The organism is bacterium (assembly GCA_018830565.1).
In the GTDB taxonomy this organism is placed as follows: Bacteria; UBA9089; JAHJRX01; order JAHJRX01; family JAHJRX01; genus JAHJRX01.
Genome location: JAHJRX010000047.1, coordinates 1 through 23,051 on the forward strand (window position 1 = coordinate 1; position 23,051 = coordinate 23,051).

Here is a 23,051-nt window from a genome sequence, read left to right on the forward strand (position 1 = left end):
ACCATACCTATAGTTTGAACTTTAATATCAGGACTAATTTCTTGATAAGCTAAGATTGTCAATCCTGGTATCGTATTAATCACTAACTTTGCCAAAGCAGCTCTAACTCTGGAAGAGCACAATAAGATAGACTCATATCTGGCAGTAACTGTTCTACTCATTTCTTGAAAGGTCTTATCAATAATTCGAGAAAGAAGCTCTGGCTTAATCACTATCCTTTCTTCGCCTTCTATTTCAACGAGAGAATTAGTTAGCATCTCCTCTAAAGCAGGATCTAAGGTAATTACTGAAATACTTCCATCTGGGGATTTATATTGATTACAAATTTGACGAGCTAAGGCAACCCGAACATACTTAGTTAAACTTTCTATATTCTTAGTCTTAGTTCCATTATCAGCTAAAGCTTCTAAGATCGTGACCAGATCTCTAATAGATATCTTTTCTCGAAGTAAATTCTGAAGAACTTTTTGAATTTCTCCTACGGTCATAATATTGGGAATTAATTCCGAGACCACGGCTGGATAGCTTTCTTTTAAATTGTCTATTAATAGCTGGGTATCTTGACGAGTTAAGATATTATAAGCCTGTCTTTTGGTAATCTCAGTAAGATGAGTAGCTACTACCGAAGGAGAATCTACCACCGTATATCCTGCCATCTCAGCTTTTTCTCTTTGACTTTCGGTAATCCAGGTGGCTGGCAAACCAAAGGCTGGCTCAATCGTCTTTTCTCCTTCTAATTCTTCACTTACTATTCCTGGATTCATAGCCATATACCCATCAGGTTTAATCTCCCCTCGTGCTACTTCATTACCTCTAATCTTCACGGCATAAGTATTAGGCCGAAGCTGCATATTATCCCTTATCCTTATGGGAGGAACAACTATCCCTAAATCTAAAGCACACTGACGTCTAATCATCGTTACCCTTTCTAATAAATCTCCTCCTTGTTCCGGATCGACCAAGGGAATTAAGCTATAGCCAATCTCCAATTCCATAGGATCTACTTGAAGTAAAGAAACTACACTTTCTGGCTTCTTTATTTCTTCTTTTTTTTCTTTCGCTATTACTTCAATCTTTTTACCTTCTTTCACCTTTTTTAAAGTCAGCCCTAAAAATCCAGTAAAAGCAGATAAGACTAAGAGAGGAACAGTCGGTAAGGGAGTAAGGGCTAAAAAACATAAAGCTCCAGAAGTTGCCAAAAGAGCTCGGGGATAATTAGTTAGCTCGCGAGTTAAATCTACCCCTAAATTATCAGCCATAGCTGATCTGGTCACAATTAAACCGGTAGAAAGTGAAACCAAGAGGGAAGGAATTTGGCTCACTAAACCGTCACCTACGGTAAGCAAGGTAAAGGTCTTAGCGGCCTCCATTACCGGATACTTTAAGATCCAAACTCCAATAATTAATCCACCGACAATATTGACTACCGTAATGATCAGACCAGCTATTACATCTCCTTGAATAAACTTAGTGGCCCCATCCATAGCTCCATAAAAATCTGCTTCTCTTCTAATTAATTCTCTTCTATCCAGCGCCTGTTGTTCATTAATCAGACCACTATTTAAATCAGCATCAATCGCCATTTGCTTTCCTGGCATAGCATCTAAGGTAAATCTAGCAGCTACTTCAGATACTCTGGTTGTTCCTTTAACCACCACGATAAATTGAATCATCGTTAAGATTAAAAAGATCACTACCCCGACAATATAATTTCCTCCGACCACGAAATCTCCAAAAGCTCTAACTACGGTAATCTCTTTTCCTCTTCCTAGAAGAATCATGCGCGAAGTAGAAACATTTAAAGCAAGTCGATAAACAGTGGAAACCAAAAGTAGGGCTGGAAATGCAGAAAAATCAACAGTCTTTTCCACATACAAGACCGTCATTAAGGTTACTATCCCTAAGGTTAAGCTTCCGACTAAGAAAAAATCTAATAGTAAAGGAGGAACAGGAATAATCAGCATCATGACTATGGAAAGCATACCAATAGCCATTAAGATATCAGAGTTTTTCATCCAGATAGGTTGGTTAATGACGTCAGATTGTCCTGCCATAAATTACACTCCAGAAGCTTTTTGTTTTAGTCGGTAGACAAAGGATAATACTTCAGCTACCACATTAAGTAGTTTAAGTGATAATACTTGGGTAATAGTATTAGATTGTTCTGCCATAAATTACACTCCAGAAGCTTTTTGTTTTAGTCGGTAGACAAAGGATAATACCTCAGCTACCACATTATAAAGTTTAGCTGGTATTTCTTCTCCTATTTCTACGTCATGGTATAAACTTTGAGCTAAAGGTTTATTTTCTACTAAGGGAACACCGTGTTCTTTAGCAATCTCTCTAATCTTCATGGCTACAAAATCAGCTCCCTTAGCTACAACTTGAGGAGCTTTCATATATTCTGCTTGATACTTTAAAGCCACGGAAAGGTGAGTAGGGTTAGTAATAACTACTTCTGCTTTAGGAACTTCGGCCATCATTCGACGCATAGACATTTGTCGTTGTCTTTCTCTAATCTTACTCTTAACCAAAGGATCACCTTCCGCTTGCCTCATTTCGTCTTTTACTTCTTGCTTGGTCATCATTAAACCCTTTTTATGTTTTTTTCTTTGAAAGATAAGATCGCAAATGCTAAAAATTAGTAAGATAATTACTGTCTGCATGACTAACTTATAAGTTAGCTTTAAAATAAAGATAACCGCACTAAGTTTTTCCATATAAACCATATTAATAAAGTTAAAATAGGCATCCTTGATTAAAGAATAAGCTAAATACCCAATAATCAACACCTTACCTGTTGATTTAAATAAATTCATCAAAGCTTCTTTACCAAAGACTTTATCTAAGAGTTTTTTAGGATTGAGGCTAATTTTAGTAAAATCAGGCTTTAAAGGTTGAAATGATATTTTCCAACCTACCTGTATAATTTCTACCACTACGGTTATCAAAAAAGCTACACCCATCACCGGCAGCGAAGTTTTAAGAAAGACTAATAAAACATTAATGGCTAATTGAAAAATAGTAAATTCTGAAACTTTAATTCTCCAAGCTTCGCTAAAGATATACTCTGTAAAACCTTTTATTTCTTTATACATATAAGGAAATAAAAAGGAGAGTAGAAAAAAACAAGCCAAGGTAACTATATCTTGAGAAAGTTCTTGACTTTTAGCAACTTGGCCTTTTTCTCGCGCCTTGCTCTTCTTTTTTTCAGTAGGCTCTTCAGTTCGACCTTCGCTTTCGGGAGAAGCAAAGTATTGAAGATCAAAGATAAATTCTTCCAGGGTTAAAATCTCTAAATTATCTTGGTAATTCAATTAGATGCTCCCATCTCTAAAAACATCTTACTAATTCTCTCAAATAAGTTGTCAAAAGCATCATAGCCTAAATTAAAGATGATCGGCAGAAGAATAGTTAAGGTTATAAATCCAAGTAAGATCTGAATTGGCCAACCTAAGACCATGATATTCATTTGAGGAGAAGCTTTGCTGCTCAAACCAATGGCTACCGTACAAATAAAGACTACCCCAATGATAGGCAAAGCCAGGCTAAAAGCTAAAATAAACGAATTGACAAATAAGTCTATAATATTTTTACACAAAGGAGAAAAAGAATTAACGGTTAAGGAAGGCAGTAGTTCATAGCTCTTAAAGATGGCCATTAAAAGCAAGTAATGAGCTTGGCACAAAAAGAAAATTAAGGTTCCAACAATACCTAAGAGTTGCCCAATAATAGGTATTTGGATCTGAGATAAAGGATCAACCACATTAATCATTCCTAAACCTAATTGAGTACTATAAAGTTCCCCCGAAGCAGCAAAGAGAGTAAAAACAATAGTCGTGCAAAAACCAATAATTAACCCAATACTTAATTCTTGAACGATTAGCAAGCTATATCCAAAAAAAGTAGGAGGAATCTTGAAATATCCCATCTTAGCAATAATAGGAAACATAGTTAAGGCAATGAAAAAAGCTATAGCATTCTTGACGGTCATGGGAATACTTATAGCTCCATAAAAAGGAGCGGAGACAAACATGCCGCTTACTCGACAAAAGATTAAGAAAATAATCTCAAAACTATTTAAAAAAACTTCTATATTATTATTCATATTTTATTATTCATAATTTTATTCATAATTTTAATTAAATTTGAGCAATAACGTTTAATAATTTATACATATACTCCATTAAGACTCGAAGCATCCAAGGACCAAATATCACTCCAGCTAAAATAACAGCTATTATTTTAGGAACAAAGACTAAGGTTTGTTCTTGAATAGAAGTAGTGGTTTGAATAATACTGATCACTAATCCTACAATTACCCCTACGCCCAAGATAGGCATGGAAACTAAGATAGCTGCAAATAAAGCTTCTTGAACTATTTTTATCACAAAATCTTGAGTCATAAAGCCTCTTTCTATAGATTAGATCTTGGTAAACGTTGGCAGTGTCCTTGAATAGCTAACTTGTGTAAGATGGGAATAAATTCATTTTAATTTGTAATGATAAAATAGACATCTGATACCTGAATGCTAACCATATTAATTAATGAAAACTCATTACTATTGACCGAGTCAACATATTCCATCCATCGACCATAATAAAGAGAATTAATTTAAAAGGAAGAGAGATCATTACCGGAGGCAACATAATCATACCCATAGACATCAGCACACTAGCCACTACCATATCTATCACAATAAAGGGTATAAACAACAAAAGGCCCATCTGAAAGCCAGTAGTAAGTTCTGAAATCATAAAAGCAGGAATTAAGACATAAGTAGGAACATCGCCTCTATTTTTAGGTCTTTCTAATTTAGAGATATTTAAAAAAAGAGCTAAGTCTTTATCTCTTACATTTTTAAACATAAACTCTCTAAGAGGAATAAGAGCACTTTCAAAAGCTTTTTCTACGGAGATTGTCCCAGCAGTAAAGGGCTTTACTGCTTTCTCGTTAATTTGAGCAATGGTAGGAGCCATAATAAAGAAAGTAATAAAGATAGCTAAGCCAATCATTACTTGGTTAGGAGGAACTTGCTGCGTAGACAAAGCTTGCCTTATAAACATAAAGACAATTACTACCCGGATAAAAGAGGTGACCATCATGATAATAGAGGGGGCTAAGGTTAAGACAGTAAAAAGGAAGAGTACTTGGAGACCTAAAGAAATTTCGGTAGGACTTTTAGCTTCGGTAATACCAAGACTTATTTTTGGTATAGGTATTCCTTGGGCAGATAAATTACTACTTAAGCTAAAAATAATAAAGACAAAAGTAAGTCCAGAAATTAAGTATTTATAATGCTTATTAGTCACTATCCCCCTCCCTTTTTAGCAACTATCTAAGAACTATTTACAAAATATTTACAAAATTTGTTTGAGTTTATCTTAAAGAGTTAACTTAGTTCTTTCAAACGTTTTTTTTGTTGGTCAATAAAATTTACACTATCTTCAAGATTTATAGAATGGCTCCCTGGTAATTTAAACTTTTTTACCATCTTATTTAGATAAAAAGCAAAAGGAAATCCACTTTGACTTAACAACTTACTTTGATTAGCCTTGATCAAATCAATCTGTTCTTGATCTTTTATTTCAGTTAAAATATTGATGTTATTTTCAGTTACTCCTAATAAAAGAACTTTTTGAGCAACTTCAACTAACTGTAAATACTTATTAGGAGACAAGGGGACACTCCCTAATAAACTTACTAAGTTCTTCTCATCTCCCATTCCCATCGCCATTCTACCTGGGAATCTATTAAATAGTTTAATAACTAAGAAGATTAGGAAGCCAATAATTACTAACGCCCCTATTGTTTTAAAGATATACTTTCCTAAGGAAAAATCATTTTCTATTTTTTCCCCTTTTTTTTCTCCCTTAGTCTCTCCCTTAGTCTTAGATAAATTTAAAGGATTCTTTTCTTCTAAGCTAAAATTTTTAGAAGGATATTCAGCTTTTACCTGAGCCCAAGCCAGATTTAAATTATTTCCTAAGATTAAGATTAAGCATATCATTAATAAGTGATGTCGAGTAGACATTTCAATCTCCATAGGTTATTTTTAGTCTTCCTTAATCCCCTTTTACCAAGGGAATTAAGGGGGATTTTACTTTTATCCTAAACGACTTAGTCTCTCTGAGGGAGTAGTAATTTCTGTAATTCTAACTCCAAAGTTTTCATCAATAACAACTACTCCTCCTTTAGCAATAGGTTTATTATTAACTAATAAATCTACTGGCTCACCAGCTAATTTATTTAACTCTACTACCGAACCTTCGCTTAAAGCTAAAATATCCTTAATAGTCATCTCTGTCCTTCCTAACTCTACGGTTACTTGCATGGGCACATCCAGTAAAATACTTATATTCCCAGGTACTTGGGAAGCCATTCCTGCGCCACCTATCGAGGCAAATTGCACCGGATGAACACTATCTCCATAGCCCATAGAAGGAGCAGCAAAAGAAGTTGGCGAAGCAGCCTTAGTAGAGACGGCTGGAAATCTTTTAGCTTTTACCGCTTCTAACATAGCTCCTAATCTTAAGGAAGGAATTTGATACAAGGTACTCTTTACTAAATTACCTATTTTAAAATCATAGCTAATTAATACAAAGACAGGATTGTCTAAGACAGAAATATTAGCTTCTTCTTTGCTAAAATCTATCACTTTTATATCAGGAGCAAAAGTTTTTACTTCCTGGCCTACCGCGGTAGAAATAAAATTAGCTACCGAAGCCATTATTTGAGTTATAGCTTCTACAATAGCCCCGAGATATAATTCGTTAATCTCTCCTGGAGGAGAACTTCCATCTCCACCCATCATTAAATCAGCAATAATGGTCGCATCTTTCTTAGTTAAAATAAGATAATCATTATCATTAAGAGCCCCTGAGTAAGTAGCATCAGCTAATACTCCAGAAAAAGAGACCTTCTTTAAAAACTCACTTTTTTTTAAAGTGAAAAATTTAGGATTGCTAAAAGTTATCTCTGTCTTTAGAATAGTAGTTAAAATTGTAGCTGTGGAAATGATAGCCTTACTACAAACACTATTGATTAAATTTACCTGCTCCGAAGATAACTCTTCAGAAGTTTCAGCTTCCTTCTTTCCAAATAAAGCATCTATTTCTTCTGGAGACAATACATTTTCTTCAGCCACTTTTATCACCTGCTTCCTTTAAAATTATTCTTTATCTATAACTTTGGTAATCTGTGCTCCTAATTTACTTCCTATTAATCCAGGACGACATTTAAATCTTACCTCTTCTTTTATCTTTAAATTTAAATCTTCATTCACTCCCATTTGCAACTTCACGACATCTCCTACTTGCAACTGCATAATATCATTTAAAGTTATGCTTACCGTCCCTAATTCCACAATTAAAGGGACTTTAACTCTTTTTAAATTTTTTTCAACTTTATCTATACTCTCTTTGGTTGTTCCTTTTTCTCCGGCCATTCCATATCGATATTGGGAACTAAGTTTAGAAGCCATTGATTCAATAGAGACTGCTGGCATACAGATACTTAGTTTTCCCTCTACCTCTTTAATGCCAACATCCATTATGGTTAAAATAATCATATCTCCAGGAGGAATAATTTGAACAAATTGAGGATTACATTCAATATTAATAATTTTGGGTCTCATTTCTGCTACAGAAATCCACGCCTCTTTTAAACTATTTAATATCTTGCCAATTACTCCTTCGATCAGAGTAAGCTCGATATCAGATAATTCCCGAGTAAGATTAGATACCCCCCCCTTTCCCCCTAAAAGTCGCTCAATTATCGCAAAAGATAAGTTTTGGTCAATAACTAACAAACCTTCACCTTTTAAGGGCTCTAGGTCTATAACTACTAAGGTAGCTGGATTAGGTATTTTTTGAATAAACTCTCCATAAGTTATTTGATCTACCGAAATTACCCTGGCTTGAACAACAGATCTTAATTGAGTAGATAAAATAGCTCCCAATGAGCGGGTAAAAGTTTCATAAATCATCTGGATATGACGAAGTTGATCTTTAGAAAATTTATCAGGATGTTTAAAATCATAATCCTTAATCTTTTTTCCAGAAAATTGATCTTCAATCATAAACCTTCTTATATCCTTATTATACGTAATCGTTCAGGTATCAGCTTTCAGCTATCAGGTGTCAGCAGGAAGCTTTGACCAAGAAAATCAAAAGGGGGAAAGAACATCTAGTTCTGTTTACCGTTCTTTCGGTGAACGGACTAACTCTTTGACTATAAAATATGGTTCTTTATTAGACCATGAGTCTATTGAACTATCATCTGCATATAAATATCTTTAATCTGCCCCTTAGCCAAAACAGCATTAATCTTCTTTACTAGCTCTCTCTTGAGTTCATTTCGACCTTCTTCCGTACTTAAATCAGTTGATTTTTTAGTCATTAAGACAGTGTTAAAGACATCTCTAATCTGAAATTTACGACCCGGATTATTTAATTCCATAGCTAATTCTGGTTGTTTTTTCTCAAAAGCTAAGTATATTTCACTTACTTTGACAATGTGCGACTCTTCTTCATCGGATAAGCGAGAGACAATGTCTTCTTCGCCAATATTGCCAATCTCTAAAGGCTCAGGCGGCTTTACTCTCTCCTCTACTTTTTCCACCCCAAATTCAATTTTAGGATGCTTAACGCTTTTTGAGACTAAAGTAGCCACGATCACCACGACGATGACTACCACAATCCCTATGGCGGCAAAGATAAGCATCTTTGAAAGTCCTTTAGATTTTTTCGGTTGTTCTTCTCCTTCCTTTTTTTCCTCTTCGTCTTTTTTAGGTTCAGCCATTATCTACCTCCATTCTTACCTTAATCTAAATTTTTAATTTCCTGATCATTTATGTCTACCGGTTCTTGAACAATGACAATGTCTACTCGTCGATTGATAACTCTATTTTCTGGAGAAGTATTAGGAACTAATGGTCTGTACATACCATAGCCGGTAGCAGAAAGTTTATCTGATACTCCTTTAAATTTACTTTCAATAAATCTTAAGACACTAAGGGCTCTCATCGTAGAAAGTTCCCAATTAGAAGCATACTTTCCAGTATCAACCATTATATCATCGGTATGTCCTTCAATCTTAATCTCATTTGGAATTAAAGCTAACAATTCGCCAATCTTAATTAAAACTTCTTGAGATTGAGGTTTTAATTCAGTGCTACTTGGATCAAATAAAGTACTATCAGCAATTTGAACTATTATTCCCCGCTCTTCACTTCGAATATTAACTCCTCCTCTCTTGAGAATCTTTCCAAACATCTGCTGAATCTTAGCCCTGACAGGAACCCTTCGCCTTCCTTCTTTTTCTTCCCTACCCGTGGCAAATCCTGGAATTCCCTTAGGTAAGCTACTAACTTGAACGCCCATATTTAACATATCTGGTTCCGTGACAGAAGAGCCTCCCCCTAAAGTTCCTAATGAGCCCCTCAAGGAACTTAAAATTAAACTAGTTGCTGGACGTTCCATATTAGTCAAAGCTAAGATGGCGATAAAGAAACAAAGAATCAAGGTAATCATATCACCATAAGTCAGCATATATCCTATGCCAGCTGATTCTCCTTTTTTTCTCTTTCTAGCCACTCCTATTCTCCTTCACTCTTTTTCTTAACTTCTCTCTCTTTAGGAAACAAGAAATCTTTTAAGCGCTCCTCTACGATCCTGGGGTTATCTCCTGACTGGGGTTATCTCCTTGCTGAAACCAGCAACATCCTTTTTTTCTTTCTAGCCACTCCTATTCTCCTTCTCTCTTTTTCTTAACTTCTCTCTCTTTAGGAGGCAAGAAGGCTTTTAAGCGCTCCTCTACGATCCTGGGGTTATCTCCTGACTGGATAGCTAACATTCCTTCTATCGTCAACTCTTTTAAAGCTACTTCTTCAGCGCTATAAGCTCTTAACTTAAAAGCAATAGGATTACAGAAGCAATTAGCGATAATAGAACCATAAAAAGTGGTAATTAAGGCTACGGCCATAGCTGGTCCAATAGCTGAAGGATCATCTAAGGAAGCTAACATTTGAATTAATCCAATTAAAGTACCTAACATCCCAAAAGCAGGAGCTAAAGTAGCTATATTAATAAATACCTGAGCAGCAGCCGCATGGCGATCTTCCATCGCTGCTAAATCTATCTCTAAGATGCTCTTAATAAGATTAGGATCAGTTCCATCTACCACCATCTGCAATCCTCTTCTTAAAAAATTATCTTTTAATTCATCAATATCACTTTCTAAGGCTAAGAGTCCATCCCGTCGAGCCTTTTCGGCAAAACTTACAAAGATAGAAATAAATTCTAATAAATTAACTTTATATGACCGACAAGCAATCATTAGGTACTTAATAGTTGCCAGACATCTGCTTTTAGGATTGCTGACTAAAAAAGTAGCAAAAGAACATCCTACAACAATCATTATGGAAGGAATGTCTATAAACTGAAGAATACTTCCTGATAAGGAAATACTGACAAATAGCAAGAAAAAGGTTCCCGCTAAACCTATAACTGATCCTAAATCCACAATACTAACCCCTCCTTTTATTTAAACTTCACTTAGTTTTCAATTAATATACTGACAGCTGAACGTTTAATCACTTATTATCTCTTCAGAGCTATTACTTCTCGAAGCATATCATCACTGGTCGTTATCGTCCGGCTATTAGCGCTAAAGGCTCTTTGAGCGATAATCATATTAATAAATTCTGCGGTTAAATCTACATTAGACATCTCTAAGGTCCCTGCTAAAAACTTAGATCTTCCACCTTTGCCAGGAGCAGCTTTCACTGCCTCTCCTGAATTAGCGCTTTCTCTAAACATCGTTCCTTCTACTTTTAACAAACCACTGGGATTAGAAAAGTTAGCCGTAGCTAATTGTCCTAATTCTTCATTTCTTCCATTACTATACTCTCCAATAATTACACCCATGCTATTAATCTTAAGGCTATCTAAGAGACCCATTGGAAAACCATCTTGACTGGTAATATCAGCCGTAGAGCTTTGAGTAGCAAATTGAACTAATTTAGAAAAATTAGTTGTAATTTTAAGAGGCGAAGCTCCATTAGAAGCGGGAGGAGCACCACCACTTTCAGGAGGAGTTGGATCCTCTGGAGGATCAAAATATATTCCTTCTTGATACTTTCCTGTAGCAGCAGGATCAGATGGAGAAGGAAATATCTTAGAAGTAGAAACACTGATACTTCCATTGGCATCAAACTCTAAAAGGCCATACCCAGCTATCTTATTTTCTATCGGATTAGTCGCATGCCAGACCCAGGTATTAGTTTTTACTCTTTCAAAGACCATCGGCACAGTATGAGCCTTGCCTAAAGAATCATAAACTCCTTCTGAAGATTTGTGTTGATACTCAAAACTCTTATTTAATTTAGCTACCACAGCTTCTCCGTTTCCAGCCGTAGGAGTAAAACTAATTGCTCCTGGCGAAGCAGTAGTTCCCGTAGGGACAGTTACCACCACTGAACCTGTGCCCACAGTAGTAGTAAAACTTCCTGTATGTAAAACTCCTACAGGTATTTCTCCAGTTTCAAGAATACCATCATTAGCTACTGCCGTTTCACCACCATCATCCCACTCAGTCGTGGCAAAGCTATTTATCACTTGACCACTATCATTTAAGGCTAATATTCCTTCTGCCGCCCCGGCAGTAACGGTAAGAGGCTCATAAGTAGCTGGGTCTAACGCTTCCCATTTATAATAATTATTAGTAGGGTTATTGGGGTCAAATAAATGTTTAAATCGATAAACTATCCCCTGTGAAGCCGTACCGCTTGTTATCGTAGCAGCTACTTGGTCTATGGCTAATTTAGCTTGGGCGCTTAAGTTACCTTCTAAGATTAATTCTTTAGTCGCCGTAGCCGCCATAACACCTCCCTGCTCTATCTTTATTTGCTCAATCGGCTTAGTATAATCAATGGCCATCTTCCCCGTCGCCGGATCTTTAGTCCCTTCCCAACCTTGAACAAAAAGACCATTAGACAAACTAATTAAATTCCCCTGGCTATCAAAGCCAAAAGAACCATTTCGAGTATAGAAATCCACATCTTTTCCTCCTTCTTTAAGGATAAAGAGCCCATCCCCCTGGATAGCTAAATCTGTATTCTTTCCTGTAGCTTGCATGCTGCCTTGAGTATGAACTGTCTGCATAGTAGCTACAGTAGACCCTAATCCAATCTGCTTAGCGTTAACTCCTCCTCGCTCTGAAGTAGGAGCACTAACACCTTCTATCGTTTGGCTTAAAATATCTTCAAAGGTTACGCGAGCTGTTTTATAGCCAACTGTATTAACATTAGCAATGTTATTGCCAATCGCATCTATCCAGACCTGGTTATTGTTCATCCCGGCTACACCAGAAAACATAGATTTTAACATATAAGTCCTCCTTTCTTATCTAAAAATTACCAAATATTAAAAAAATAATAACTAAAGATGTGAATATAAATTAAGCCATTACTTCTACAATAGAATCTAACAACACTTTTTTTCCTAAAACATAGACTTCAGGTATCTCACCTTTAAAACTAATTCTTTCTACTTTGCCAGAAATTTCTTCTTGGTTGCTGGTCGCCACAACACTCTTTCCTAATAAAGGCAATATTTGTAGTCTTTCTAAATTATTATTAAGCTTAGAGATAGCCCCATCTAAATTAGCTTGTTTTCCAGCAAAATCTAAAAATGAATTGTTTAAATTCTGCATTTGCTCCAAGGAAGAAAAGTTAGCCATTTGAGCTATAAATTCTTGATCTTTCACCGGTTCTAAGGGATTTTGGTATTTTAATTGAGTAACTAAAAGTTTTAAGAAATCATCTTTTCCTAATTCTTTATTGATATTCTTCTTTGTCTCTTCTTGGCTTTCGCTCTTAAGATCTTCTTTGAATATTGACGATAATCCTTCCACTGCCATTCTCTTTCACCTCCTTTCTTTTTTTTAGACTCATTTTAAATAGTTTTACCCAGTAAATCATTGAGGTAATCTAAAACTTCAAGTAATGTTTTTTCGTAAACTTGTTTTACTTGATTATATCTATTTCAGACTACATAGTCTATAACTTTGGCTAACCAGAACGGCTGCCAATATTTTACTTTGTTTATCCCTTCTATTTCCTCTGATCTTTCTTCTTTCCTCTTATCTAAGTCTTTCTTAGACCCTTTTATTTCCTTCTGACCTTCTTTAAATAAACTTCCTTTCTGATCTACGTCCACCCTAATCTTAATCACGTCAAAGTTAGTCCCTAAAGAATTAAAAGAATCTTTAAGTTGATTTAAGCTACTCTCCATAATCTCTTTTACGGCTTCATTTGTTACTGTAAAGTTAGCTAATAGATTATTCTTCTTCATCACTACTTTTAAATTTACTTCTCCCAAGGATTCTGGTTTTAAAGAAAGGCGCATCTCTTGATGTCCTTTTTTTAAATAAGTCTTTATTTCTTGAATTAAATTCATTATCATTTCTTGTCTTTGAAGCTTAGTTGTAAGTAAGTCTTTGGGATCTTGATTAAAGATCTTTACCCCTTCTTTAAGTCTTAATTCTCCCACGACGTTAGTCTTGGCTGCTTCAGGCAAGCTTTCTTCTTTAGAACTGGTCATTTTTTTATTATATCTATGATCAGTATTAGTTTCTATTGTTTTAAGTCTTCCTAAATTCCCTTCAGCCTTTTTATCTAAGTTTAATAAATCTTCAACTTTTAATCTTTCTGAAGATGTTTGGTTGTTTTCTTCTTTTTGAGAAGCTAATATATTTGGTCTTTCTTTTTTTATTTCTTTTTTTGTCTCCTGAACTTGAGTTAAAATCTCTTGTCTTTCTACCTTTTTTATTTCTAATCCATCTCTTCCTAATCCATCCTTAACATTTCCATCCTTAATATTTCCATCCTTAACATTCTCTACTTTCTTGATATCCTTATCCAAGGTCTTCAAATTTCTTTCTTTGCTTTCTTCCACCAGCTTCCCTAATTCGCTAACTGCTTGCTTTGGCTTTAAGACACTTTGATAGTCCTTTAAGGCATTTAACCATTCGCTCTCTTTCAGATCTATTTTTTTTAAGAAATCACCTAAGGAAATCTTTCCTTCTTTTAAGATTTGAAGAATGTTTAAGATTAACTTCTCGGCTTCTTGGCTATTAATATTCTTATCTTTAGTCAGCTTTTTCAACAATCCTTCTAATTCTTTTTCTAAACTATCTTGATCTTCCTTGTTATCCCCCTTTTTTATTTCTTTTTTTGTCTCCTGAACTTGAGTTAAAGTCTCCTTAAAAGTTCTTTCTGGCTTGTTTAAAGAAGTTATCTCTTCTTCTGGGGAGCTTTTCCTTAAAAAATCTTCCTTTTTGGAAACTAAATTATCCTTTTTCTCGGAAAGCAAGTCCATTACTTTGCTTAAATTATCCATCTTTTCCTCTTGATCAACTAAATATAAGTTCTAAATAAAAAACCACGGAAATCCTTACTCTTCATTCATCCTTGAGTAATTTAAACCATCCGTGGTTAAATACTTTTTTAAATTTATTTAATCTAATAATTATCTAATAATTAAAGAACTAGAATTAATTAATCATTTTACGAGATATCTCACTTGCTTTTTTAGGGTTCATCTTCATTAAAGTAATGGCTACAGTTTCATCCTTCATTCTTTTAAGAATATTAATGGTAGTAAGATCGTCTAAATTTTCTAAGATTAAAGCTGCTTCCCTGGGATTCATATTTTGATAATACTTAGCTAACTTATTAAGCTTAGCTTCTTCTTCTTCATACTGACTAAGACGTTGATCAAATGAACTTTCCTTTTCGGCTAATCTTCCTTCCCAAAGTCTTAACTCTTCTTCTCTCTTCTCTATCGCTTGTTTTTTTATACTTACCTTACTCTCTTCTTCTTTTAAAGCATTTAGCTTTTCCTCAAGAGACTCTTTTATCTTTTCTAATTCTTCTTTCTCTAAAGCAGCCCAACTAATCTTAGTGGAGTCGAGTTTGTGGCCAATAATAGGAAGCTTAGAAAAGATCACTTCCTTCTTAACAATACCAATATAGTCTAAAAGATATACTCCCCCTGTTAATAAGCCTACATTTAAGAAGAGTAACAAGACAATAATTATTAACTTTTTACCCATAACAATTTATGAAAAGCTTAATAAATTTACATCTGATATAGTTCTAAGACTCTCTTGACATAATCTTGAGTCTCTTTTATGTTGGGAATTCCTCTGGCATCTTTAACTCTTTTAGGTCCAGCATTATAAGCAGCTAAAGCTAAAGGTAAATTTTGGTTAAAATCTTCTAATAAGGACTTAAGGTATTTTACTCCTCCTTCAATATTCTCTTCTGGATTAAAGACATCTTCTACTTTTAAATCTTTAGCGGTAGAAGTAATAAGTTGCATTAATCCCATGGCTCCTTTAGGTGAAACAGCTCGAGGATTAAAGTTTGATTCTACTTTAATGACAGCTTTAACTAATTTAGGATCTACTTGATATTGAGAAGCTTTTTTTTCAATGATATTATCAAACTTGCTCTCTAACTTAGTATTCTGAGGAAGGTTCTCTCGATTATCAATATTCTCTTCTAATATCTCTTTAAAACTACCATTAAAACTATCATTTTCTCCTGACGAAGAATAAGGACAAAATCTATCTCGTATCTCTTGCATCCGGCTTAAAACATTCTCAATACTTTCAATCATCTTTTTTCACTAGACTTATCGGCATTTTTTGCTAAAAAATTTATCTTTTTCTTCGAAGGTGAAGATTTATCCCTACCTCATCAAGAACACCTTGTTCTATTTTCTCTAATAATTTCTTATGTTCATCTAATCGTCTTTCCTTTAATTTTTCTACAACTTTCTTTTTTTGAGAAGCTTTAATTAGTTTTTCCGTAATTAAGTTAATCTCCTCTTGAATTTTCTTTAAACTCTCTTTTTGGATAATTATTTGGTGATCTAATTGGTTGAGATAATGATAGGATAAAATAATTTCTTCAACTGAGGTTATTCTCTCTTGCTTTTTCTTTAACCTTTTAAGATTAACCCCTACTAACTCTTTTAAACTATTTAAGACTTCTTCTTCATTTAAATATCTTCTTTTAGATACGGCTAACTCACTTATTAATAATTCTTCAAAATGTTTTCTTACTTCTAATAACCTTTGGAGTCTAAATCTAAAACTTGGCAATCTTATCTTCTTTCTTCTTCGAACATCTCTAAAAGAGCATCAATGGTATCTTTAAAGTTAGCCTTTTCATAAATATCTTGCCTTAAAAATCCATTAATTTGATCTATCATTGTCAAGGCATAATCTATCTTGGAATTACTTCCTTTGACATAAGCACCTATATTAATTAAATCTTGAGCATCTTTCATGGTCGCGACAATTTCTTTCAGCTTTCGGGCATTTTGAAGATGAGCTTTAGACACAATATCAACCATCACTCGGCTGATACTTTCTAAGATATCAACGGCTGGATAGTGATTATGGATAGCTAATTCGCGAGATAAAACAATATGTCCATCTAAAATACCCCTGACGGTATCGGCAATAGGTTCATTCATATCATCAGCATCGACTAAGACCGTATAGAGACCGGTAATGCTTCCGCTTTTAGAGGTTCCAGACCTTTCTAAAAGCTTAGGCAGTAGCGAAAACACCGAAGGAGTAAAACCTCTCGTGGCGGGAGGCTCTCCAATAGACAAACCTACTTCTCTTTGCGATCGAGCAAACCGGGTTACCGAGTCCATCATTAACATCACATCATACCCCTTATCTCGAAAATATTCAGCAATCGCGGTAGCTACATAAGCACCCCGTATTCTAATTAAAGGAGGTTTATCTGATGTCGCTATAACTACTACGGAACGACTGAGACCTTCTTCACCTAAGTCTTTTTCTATAAAGTCCCGAACTTCTCTTCCTCTTTCTCCAACTAAAGCAATGACATTGACTGAAGCTTTAGTATTTCTAGCAATCATACCCATTAAAACACTCTTTCCTACTCCACTTCCAGAAAAAATTCCTACTCTTTGGCCTTTTCCTATCGTTAAGATACCATCCAAAGCTTTCACTCCTAAAGAGAGAGGCTCGGTAATCCTTCGTCGAAGCAAAGGGTCAGATGGTTCATTTAATATGGGATACTCTGCTTCTCCCTTGATAGAACCTTTTCCATCTATAAACTCGCCTAAGCCATTTAAGATTCTTCCTTTTAGTTCTTTTCCCACTTTTACCATCAAGGGTTTTCCGGTAGCAATTACTTCAAAACCAGGTCCAACTCCTTCCATGCTTCCTAAAGGCATCAGTAAGACTTTATTATCTTTAAACCCTACTACTTCAGATCTCAGGTAACTAAAAGGAGAAATCTTAATTAAGCAAATCTCTCCAATTTTAGAAGGAGGTCCGTCCGCTTCAATTACCAGTCCAATTATTTGCCGAATCTTTCCATATTTACGGATAGGATCAAGATTATCTATAACTGAGGCATATTTTTTTACCAAATAACCCATTATTTATCCTTTTTTTCTTTTTCTAATTCTTCTTCTAATTCTTCGCTTACCTTTTTAAGGGATTTTTTAATCTCTTCAAGCTGCGTATCCAAGCCGAATCTTTCCATATTTTTTCCATATTTACGGATAGGATCAAGATTATCTATAACTGAGGCATATTTTTTTACCAAATAACCCATTATTTATCCTTTTTTTCTTTTTCTAATTCTTCTTCTAATTCTTCGCTTACCTTTTTAAGGGATTTTTAATCTCTTCAAGCTGCGTATCCAAGCCGAATCTTTCCATATTTTTTCCATATTTACGGATAGGATCAAGATTGTTTAGGACTGAGGCATATTTTTTTACCAAATAACCCATTATTTATCCTTTTTTTCTTTTTCTAATTCTTCTTCTAATTCTTCGCTTACCTTTTTAAGGGATTTTTTAATCTCTTCAAGCTGCGTATCCAAATTGGCATCTATTCCACCAAAATCAGTCTCTATTTTACACCCACCTGGAGTAATAGTAAGATCATCTTTAATATTAATCTTTTTTACTCCGGCTACATCTCTTAAAAATTCTTCTTCATGGGCTTTTGTTAACTTTAAGTCAGTTAAATTAACCTTAATAGTAATCTCATCCCTCTCGGCTACTCTCTTTAAGGCTTCTCTAACATTCTTAACCACTATTTCTCTATTGGTGGTTAATTCACTCTTAACAATCTTCTTGGCGATTAAAACAGCTAACTCAATAATATCTTCCTCGGCTTCTTTAATAATATGACATCTTTTAGATTCAGCATTAGTAATTATTTCCTTCATTTGATGAATGAGACTGGTGGCTTCATCCTCTCCTTTTTTAAATCCTTCATCCTCTCCTTTTTTAAACCCTTCGGCATAAGCTTGTTCAAAAACCTCTTCTTTTCTTCTCTCTGCCTCTAAGATAATAGCTTCTGCTTCCTTAGTAGCTTCTTCCATCATCCTTCCTTTTTCGTAATTACCTTCCTGGATAATATTTTCCTTTAAATGATCAAATCTCGTGGTAGCTTTATTAATCTCTCTTTGTAGTCTTAATAATTCATTTTGAGTTTCTTCTATCTTCTTGCTTAAGACAGTAAGCACACTTCCCCCACTAGTTCCTAGCGCCTTCTTAGTTTCTACTATTACTACTTCCCCTTCGGTCGACATTTGTCCTGTTTTGTAAATATAATTAGGCAATGATCGCTTCTCCTCCTTTACCGCCACGAGCAATAATAATATCTCCAGACTCTTCTAACTGCCTAATAATATTAACTACCTTTTGTTGAGCCTCTTCTACATCTTTAGCTCGGACAGGGCCCATAAATTCTAATTCATCTTTTAACATAGCCGCTGCTCTTTTGGGCATATTATTAAATATCTTATCTTTAATTGTTTCATCTACTCCTTTTAAAGCTAAAGCTAAGGCTGGTATATCTACTTCTCTTAAAACTCTTTGAATTGAACGGTCATCCAGCATGGTAATATCTTCAAAGACAAATAATCGCTTTTTAATCTCCTCCACTAACTCTGGATCATCTTCGGTCAAACTTTCCAAGATTGCTTTTTCTGTAGCTCGATCAGCATTATTAAGCATTTCTACCACCGCAGCAACGCCACCTACTGCACTTACATTTTGACCAATAAAAGAAGATAGTTTTTTTTCTAATACCCTTTCTATTTCTCTCAGCACATCAGGTGAAGTACGATCCATAAAAGCAATTCTTCTCGTTACATCAGACTGAATTTCTGAAGGAAGTGATGATAAAATAGAAGAAGCGCTTTCAGCTGGCAGGTAGGATAAGATTAAAGCAATGGTCTGAGGGTGTTCGTTTTGAATAAAGCTTAGAAGCTGGGTAGGTTCAGTCTTTCTAATAAAATCAAAAGGTTTTACCTCTAAAGAAGATATTAAGCGATTGATCACGGAGACTGCCTTTTCACTTCCTAAAGCTTGCTCCAATATCTCTCTAGCATATTCTATACCTCCTTGAGCAATAAACTCTTGAGCCATAAGCATCTGTTGAAATTCTTTCATTACTTCTTTTCTGGTATCTGATTCTACTTTAGGTAGACGAGCAATCTCTAAGGTTATTTGTTCAATCTCTTCATCTCTTAAATGCTTAAAAACCTTAGCCGAAGATTCTGAACCTAAGGTAACTAATAAAGTAGCTGCTTTCTGTCTTCCGGTTAAATTCATAGCCATAACACCATCTTCTTGTCTTTTATAGTAGTTATTAACGAAAACCGGACATAGGAAATAATTCCAAGTAACAAAAGATAAACTTGTTTGCCCTCAAATTAGTTTGCCCTATGTCAAATTTTCATTAATAAGTGCTATAGTGCCTATCTATATGCAATCTGATAAATAACTTGACATAATAGTTGTATTTCCACCCCCTAACCCCCGCCAGCGGGGGACAGCCTCGTGGATGTCCGTTGTTTCGTTGCCTTTTCGGACAGGGACAAGCTTATCCCCCGCTGGCGGGGGTTAGGGGGTGGATTTTCCCTACGAGGTATGTCAACTTAATTAATGGATTGCATCTATATAGGATAATATATTTTCCTCTCTCTTTAATTAACTTGTTTGTAATCTTTGTGTTGTTAATGGAAAGTTATCGTTAAAGTGTGAGCATCTTTACCCAAAATGGTAGCACAAAACACTAAACTCTAAACAAATCCAAAATAATAAGAATTTAGTGTTCGGGGTGCCTTCAAAGTGAATCGTTTAAGTTTTGGATTTAGTGTTTAGAGTTTATTCAGTTGGTTATCTGACTACAATACACTAAGATAATAGAGCTATTTTCCCCTAATAGCTAACCGAGCAGACTTAGTTTTTACTCCTCGGCCAGCCAAGTTCTTAATAAATCTGCCACTATTTCAGGCTTCTCTTGAGCCATCTTAGCTACATTTCGTTCAAGCTCTATCCTTTCTTTGTCTTCAGGAGGAAGAGCTAATTCTGCTCCTTTTTCTTCTAAAGCAAGCAACGCTGCTCTTCGTTCTTCCTCCGTTCGGCGCTTCGCTTCTTCCCTTCTCATTTTTCTTCTTATGGCTAAGGCTTTACCAATAATAAATCCAAAGACCACAATGGCTAAAGCCGCCAAGCCGATAAGAGACATAATCTTTCTTTGGAGTTCTGTTTGGGCTACGGATTTTTCATATACCCACTCTTGAGTTCGATCAAACTGAACATTCTCTATAGAAACTACATATTCTACTCCTTCATATATCTTTTCCTTTTGGTTTCCAATAGCTGCTCTCACTAATGATTCGTATTTTAACATCTCATCTTTTGTTCGGGGATGGTAAGTTGGCTTGCCATTTTTATCCCTCTTTAATTTTCCTTTTTCATCATATTCATAAGTACCGTCAATAAAACAAGCTACTGAAATCTTAGAAAGTTTAGGACTCCTTGTCTGAACTACTTCTTCTTTGTCAGCTAAATAATTAGTTCGTCTCTCGTCTTTACTATACTTGGTAGGGCCTTGTTGACCAGTAATCCCCTTGTAACCCGGCAAGTTAGCTTCTACTCCCGGGGGACCACTTGGTTTCTCTCCCTCTCCTTGAAAATCTTCTTTTAAAGTCTCTTCACTAGTTTTTAGTTGTTCAAATCCAGGCATACTATATTTTTCTGCCTTTTTCTCGATGCGATCAAAGTCCATCTCAAACTTGACAATGGCTTCTACCTTATCACCTCCTAAAACTCTACAAAGCTTACTCCTGATCGATCTTTCTAATCCTCTTCCTTCTGTTCTTTGAAGCTCTAATTGTTTACTAGAAAGCCCTTCCATGGTGCTTTCTTCATTTTCCATTAAATCGGAGAGAATATTTCCCTTATTATCAATAATCGTTACATTTTCTGGTTTAAGCCCCTCTACTGCCGAAGCTACTAAATTAATTATTCCTTTTATTTGATTTGATTCTAAAGTAGCATAAGGTTTTAAGGTAAGTTTAATGGAAGCAGTAGCATTCTTTTCTTCTTCAATAAATAATTTTTTTTCAGGTGTTACGATCAGAACCCGAGCATTTTCAACTTGTTCTATTGATTCAATAGTCCGGGTTAATTCGCCCTGGAGAGCACGAAGGTAATTAATCTTTCTTTCGAATTCCGTAGCGGTAAACTTAACCGTATCAAAGATATCAAAGGTCACCAGGCCACCAGTGGGAGATAGTTTTTCTTTAGCTAAATTTAATCTAATCTTATCCCGATCTTTAGCTGGAACTAAGACATTTTCTCCTTCTAACTTATATTCTTGTTTCCATTCATCTAATTTAGAAGTTATTTTTCCTGCTTCAGCCGGACCTATCTTGCTATAGAGAAGGACATATTGAGGCTTTCCAAGAATAGCCATTAAGATAATTAGACTCCCGACAACTATTACTATAGAGACAATAATAGTTATCTTTTGACCTAATTTAAGCTTATTCCAGATGTTGATAATTTGGCGAGATAATTGTAGAAAAAACTCTTTCACCCATCCCCTCCCAAAAAAATGGATAAAGTTTCTTAAAGTAAGACTATATTTTATTCTTAAGCAATCAGTCTTTAGCTTTTCCTTTCTGCTGAAAGCTAATTGCTAACCGCTGAACGTTGACGATAATTAAGATGTAGCGCTCATCATTAACTGTCGGTAAGCTTGAATAAATCCTTGTTTAACTTGCATGGTTAGTCGTAAGGCTAAGTTAGCTTTTTCAGCAGCAATCATGACCTCATGAAGATTTTTTACTTCACCAGTAACCATTTTGGTAGCTAAGTCATCAGCTTTAATAGATAACTCATTTACCTCTATGAATTTTTCCTTTAAAATTTCTCCAAATTGTTTTATTAGATCAGGCGCAGGGGTGCTTCTTTTTGCCTCCATCTTTTCTAAGCTTAAAGATTTAGGTTGGAGTGAATCCATAGAAATACTTTTCATTTTTACCTCCCTTTTCCTTAGGTTTTACATAACCATCTGAAGAGTTCTATACATCATTCTTTTAAACGATTTAATTACTGTAGAATTAGCTTCGTAAGCTCTACTGGCGGTAATTAAATCAGTCATTTCCATAACAACATTAATATTAGGTAGATGGAGGTAGCCATTTTTATCAGCATCAGGGTGCCCAGGCTGATATTCTAAACGAGGAGGTAAATTTACTTCTTCTACCTTTACCACTCTAACCCCATTTCCTACTTCAAAAGATAGATTACCATTGGTCTTATTTGTGGAAAAAGGTAGAGTAAACTTTGGCTGCGTTCCGCGAGGTTCAAAAATCACATGGTGACGTTTATAAGGGCCTCCTTGAGGCGTTCTGGTAGTATTTACATTAGCAATATTATTAGCAATCACATCCATGCGAAGTGATTCCGCCGTTAACCCAGAAGCACTCGTGTCAATAGCTGAAAACATCTTCATCTTAATCTCACCCCCATAACAATTATTTCCGCCGTTAACCCAGAAGCACTCGTGTCAATAGCTGAAAACATCTTCATCTTAATCTCACCCCCATAACAATTATTTCCGCCGTTAACCCAGAAGCACTCGTGTCAATAGCTGAAAACATCTTCATCTTAATTTCACC

The 23,051-nt window shown here is 35.2% G+C and carries 24 protein-coding genes; all 24 read right to left on the reverse strand.

The genetic code is table 11. The features are described from left to right. On the reverse strand, positions 1–2,054 hold a 2,054-nt coding region (gene flhA / locus KJ849_04215; protein MBU2599762.1), incomplete at its 3' end, for a flagellar biosynthesis protein FlhA. 120 nt (positions 2,055–2,174) lie between these two features. Continuing rightward, entirely contained in the window at positions 2,175–3,317 is a 1,143-nt protein-coding gene (gene flhB / locus KJ849_04220) for a flagellar biosynthesis protein FlhB (protein MBU2599763.1), read from the reverse strand. Next, the gene (fliR, locus tag KJ849_04225; GenBank protein MBU2599764.1) at positions 3,314–4,108 is read right to left on the reverse strand and encodes a flagellar biosynthetic protein FliR; all 795 of its coding nucleotides are present in this window, start codon (positions 4,106–4,108) and stop codon (positions 3,314–3,316) included. Before fliR ends, flhB begins: the two co-directional genes overlap by 4 nt. A gap of 34 nt (positions 4,109–4,142) precedes the next feature. Continuing rightward, positions 4,143–4,406 (reverse strand): flagellar biosynthesis protein FliQ, encoded by a 264-nt coding sequence (gene fliQ / locus KJ849_04230; protein MBU2599765.1) that lies wholly within the window; start codon positions 4,404–4,406, stop codon positions 4,143–4,145. 139 nt (positions 4,407–4,545) lie between these two features. Continuing rightward, positions 4,546–5,313 (reverse strand): flagellar type III secretion system pore protein FliP, encoded by a 768-nt coding sequence (gene fliP, locus KJ849_04235; GenBank protein MBU2599766.1) that lies wholly within the window; start codon positions 5,311–5,313, stop codon positions 4,546–4,548. 80 nt (positions 5,314–5,393) lie between these two features. Then, positions 5,394–6,035: a flagellar biosynthetic protein FliO gene (locus tag KJ849_04240; protein ID MBU2599767.1), complete on the reverse strand. Its 642-nt coding sequence runs from the start codon at positions 6,033–6,035 to the stop codon at positions 5,394–5,396. Positions 6,036–6,107: 72 nt separating this feature from the next. Next, positions 6,108–7,148 carry a flagellar motor switch protein FliN gene (gene fliN, locus KJ849_04245; GenBank protein ID MBU2599768.1) on the reverse strand — a complete coding sequence of 347 codons (1,041 nt, stop codon included), beginning with the start codon at positions 7,146–7,148 and terminating at the stop codon, positions 6,108–6,110. Between the two features lie 24 nt (positions 7,149–7,172). Further along, the gene (fliM, locus tag KJ849_04250; GenBank protein ID MBU2599769.1) at positions 7,173–8,081 is read right to left on the reverse strand and encodes a flagellar motor switch protein FliM; all 909 of its coding nucleotides are present in this window, start codon (positions 8,079–8,081) and stop codon (positions 7,173–7,175) included. 185 nt (positions 8,082–8,266) lie between these two features. Further along, the gene (locus KJ849_04255) at positions 8,267–8,803 is read right to left on the reverse strand and encodes a flagellar basal body-associated FliL family protein (protein MBU2599770.1); all 537 of its coding nucleotides are present in this window, start codon (positions 8,801–8,803) and stop codon (positions 8,267–8,269) included. 20 nt (positions 8,804–8,823) lie between these two features. Then, the gene (locus KJ849_04260; GenBank protein ID MBU2599771.1) at positions 8,824–9,597 is read right to left on the reverse strand and encodes a flagellar motor protein MotB; all 774 of its coding nucleotides are present in this window, start codon (positions 9,595–9,597) and stop codon (positions 8,824–8,826) included. Between the two features lie 151 nt (positions 9,598–9,748). After that, on the reverse strand, positions 9,749–10,525 hold the full coding sequence (locus KJ849_04265; protein ID MBU2599772.1) for a motility protein A: 777 nt from the start codon (positions 10,523–10,525) through the stop codon (positions 9,749–9,751). A 77-nt stretch (positions 10,526–10,602) separates the two neighbouring features. Then, positions 10,603–12,390 carry a flagellar hook protein FlgE gene (locus KJ849_04270; protein ID MBU2599773.1) on the reverse strand — a complete coding sequence of 596 codons (1,788 nt, stop codon included), beginning with the start codon at positions 12,388–12,390 and terminating at the stop codon, positions 10,603–10,605. A 70-nt stretch (positions 12,391–12,460) separates the two neighbouring features. Continuing rightward, complete coding sequence (locus tag KJ849_04275) at positions 12,461–12,922, reverse strand: flagellar hook assembly protein FlgD (protein MBU2599774.1); 462 nt, start codon at positions 12,920–12,922, stop codon at positions 12,461–12,463. A 125-nt stretch (positions 12,923–13,047) separates the two neighbouring features. Next, positions 13,048–14,403, reverse strand: coding sequence for a flagellar hook-length control protein FliK (locus KJ849_04280; GenBank protein ID MBU2599775.1), 1,356 nt, complete (start codon positions 14,401–14,403; stop codon positions 13,048–13,050). A 154-nt stretch (positions 14,404–14,557) separates the two neighbouring features. Continuing rightward, a complete protein-coding gene (locus KJ849_04285; protein ID MBU2599776.1) occupies positions 14,558–15,118 on the reverse strand; it encodes a hypothetical protein in 561 nt (186 codons plus the stop codon). 26 nt (positions 15,119–15,144) lie between these two features. Then, positions 15,145–15,687: a lytic transglycosylase domain-containing protein gene (locus KJ849_04290; GenBank protein ID MBU2599777.1), complete on the reverse strand. Its 543-nt coding sequence runs from the start codon at positions 15,685–15,687 to the stop codon at positions 15,145–15,147. 40 nt (positions 15,688–15,727) lie between these two features. After that, positions 15,728–16,174 carry a flagellar export protein FliJ gene (gene fliJ / locus KJ849_04295; protein ID MBU2599778.1) on the reverse strand — a complete coding sequence of 149 codons (447 nt, stop codon included), beginning with the start codon at positions 16,172–16,174 and terminating at the stop codon, positions 15,728–15,730. A gap of 2 nt (positions 16,175–16,176) precedes the next feature. Next, positions 16,177–17,496: a flagellar protein export ATPase FliI gene (gene fliI / locus KJ849_04300; GenBank protein ID MBU2599779.1), complete on the reverse strand. Its 1,320-nt coding sequence runs from the start codon at positions 17,494–17,496 to the stop codon at positions 16,177–16,179. Then, positions 17,496–17,675, reverse strand: a complete 180-nt coding sequence (locus KJ849_04305; GenBank protein MBU2599780.1) for a hypothetical protein — start codon at positions 17,673–17,675, stop codon at positions 17,496–17,498. The genes fliI and KJ849_04305 overlap by 1 nt, the downstream gene beginning before the upstream one ends. Positions 17,676–17,852: 177 nt before the next feature. Then, complete coding sequence (locus KJ849_04310; protein MBU2599781.1) at positions 17,853–18,692, reverse strand: hypothetical protein; 840 nt, start codon at positions 18,690–18,692, stop codon at positions 17,853–17,855. Further along, on the reverse strand, positions 18,685–19,695 hold the full coding sequence (gene fliG / locus KJ849_04315) for a flagellar motor switch protein FliG (protein MBU2599782.1): 1,011 nt from the start codon (positions 19,693–19,695) through the stop codon (positions 18,685–18,687). The genes KJ849_04310 and fliG overlap by 8 nt, the downstream gene beginning before the upstream one ends. A 631-nt stretch (positions 19,696–20,326) precedes the next feature. Beyond that, positions 20,327–21,964: a flagellar M-ring protein FliF gene (fliF, locus tag KJ849_04320; protein ID MBU2599783.1), complete on the reverse strand. Its 1,638-nt coding sequence runs from the start codon at positions 21,962–21,964 to the stop codon at positions 20,327–20,329. A gap of 126 nt (positions 21,965–22,090) precedes the next feature. Continuing rightward, on the reverse strand, positions 22,091–22,405 hold the full coding sequence (gene fliE, locus KJ849_04325; GenBank protein ID MBU2599784.1) for a flagellar hook-basal body complex protein FliE: 315 nt from the start codon (positions 22,403–22,405) through the stop codon (positions 22,091–22,093). 24 nt (positions 22,406–22,429) lie between these two features. Further along, positions 22,430–22,885: a flagellar basal body rod protein FlgC gene (gene flgC / locus KJ849_04330; protein MBU2599785.1), complete on the reverse strand. Its 456-nt coding sequence runs from the start codon at positions 22,883–22,885 to the stop codon at positions 22,430–22,432. Positions 22,886–23,051: the final 166 nt, after the last annotated feature.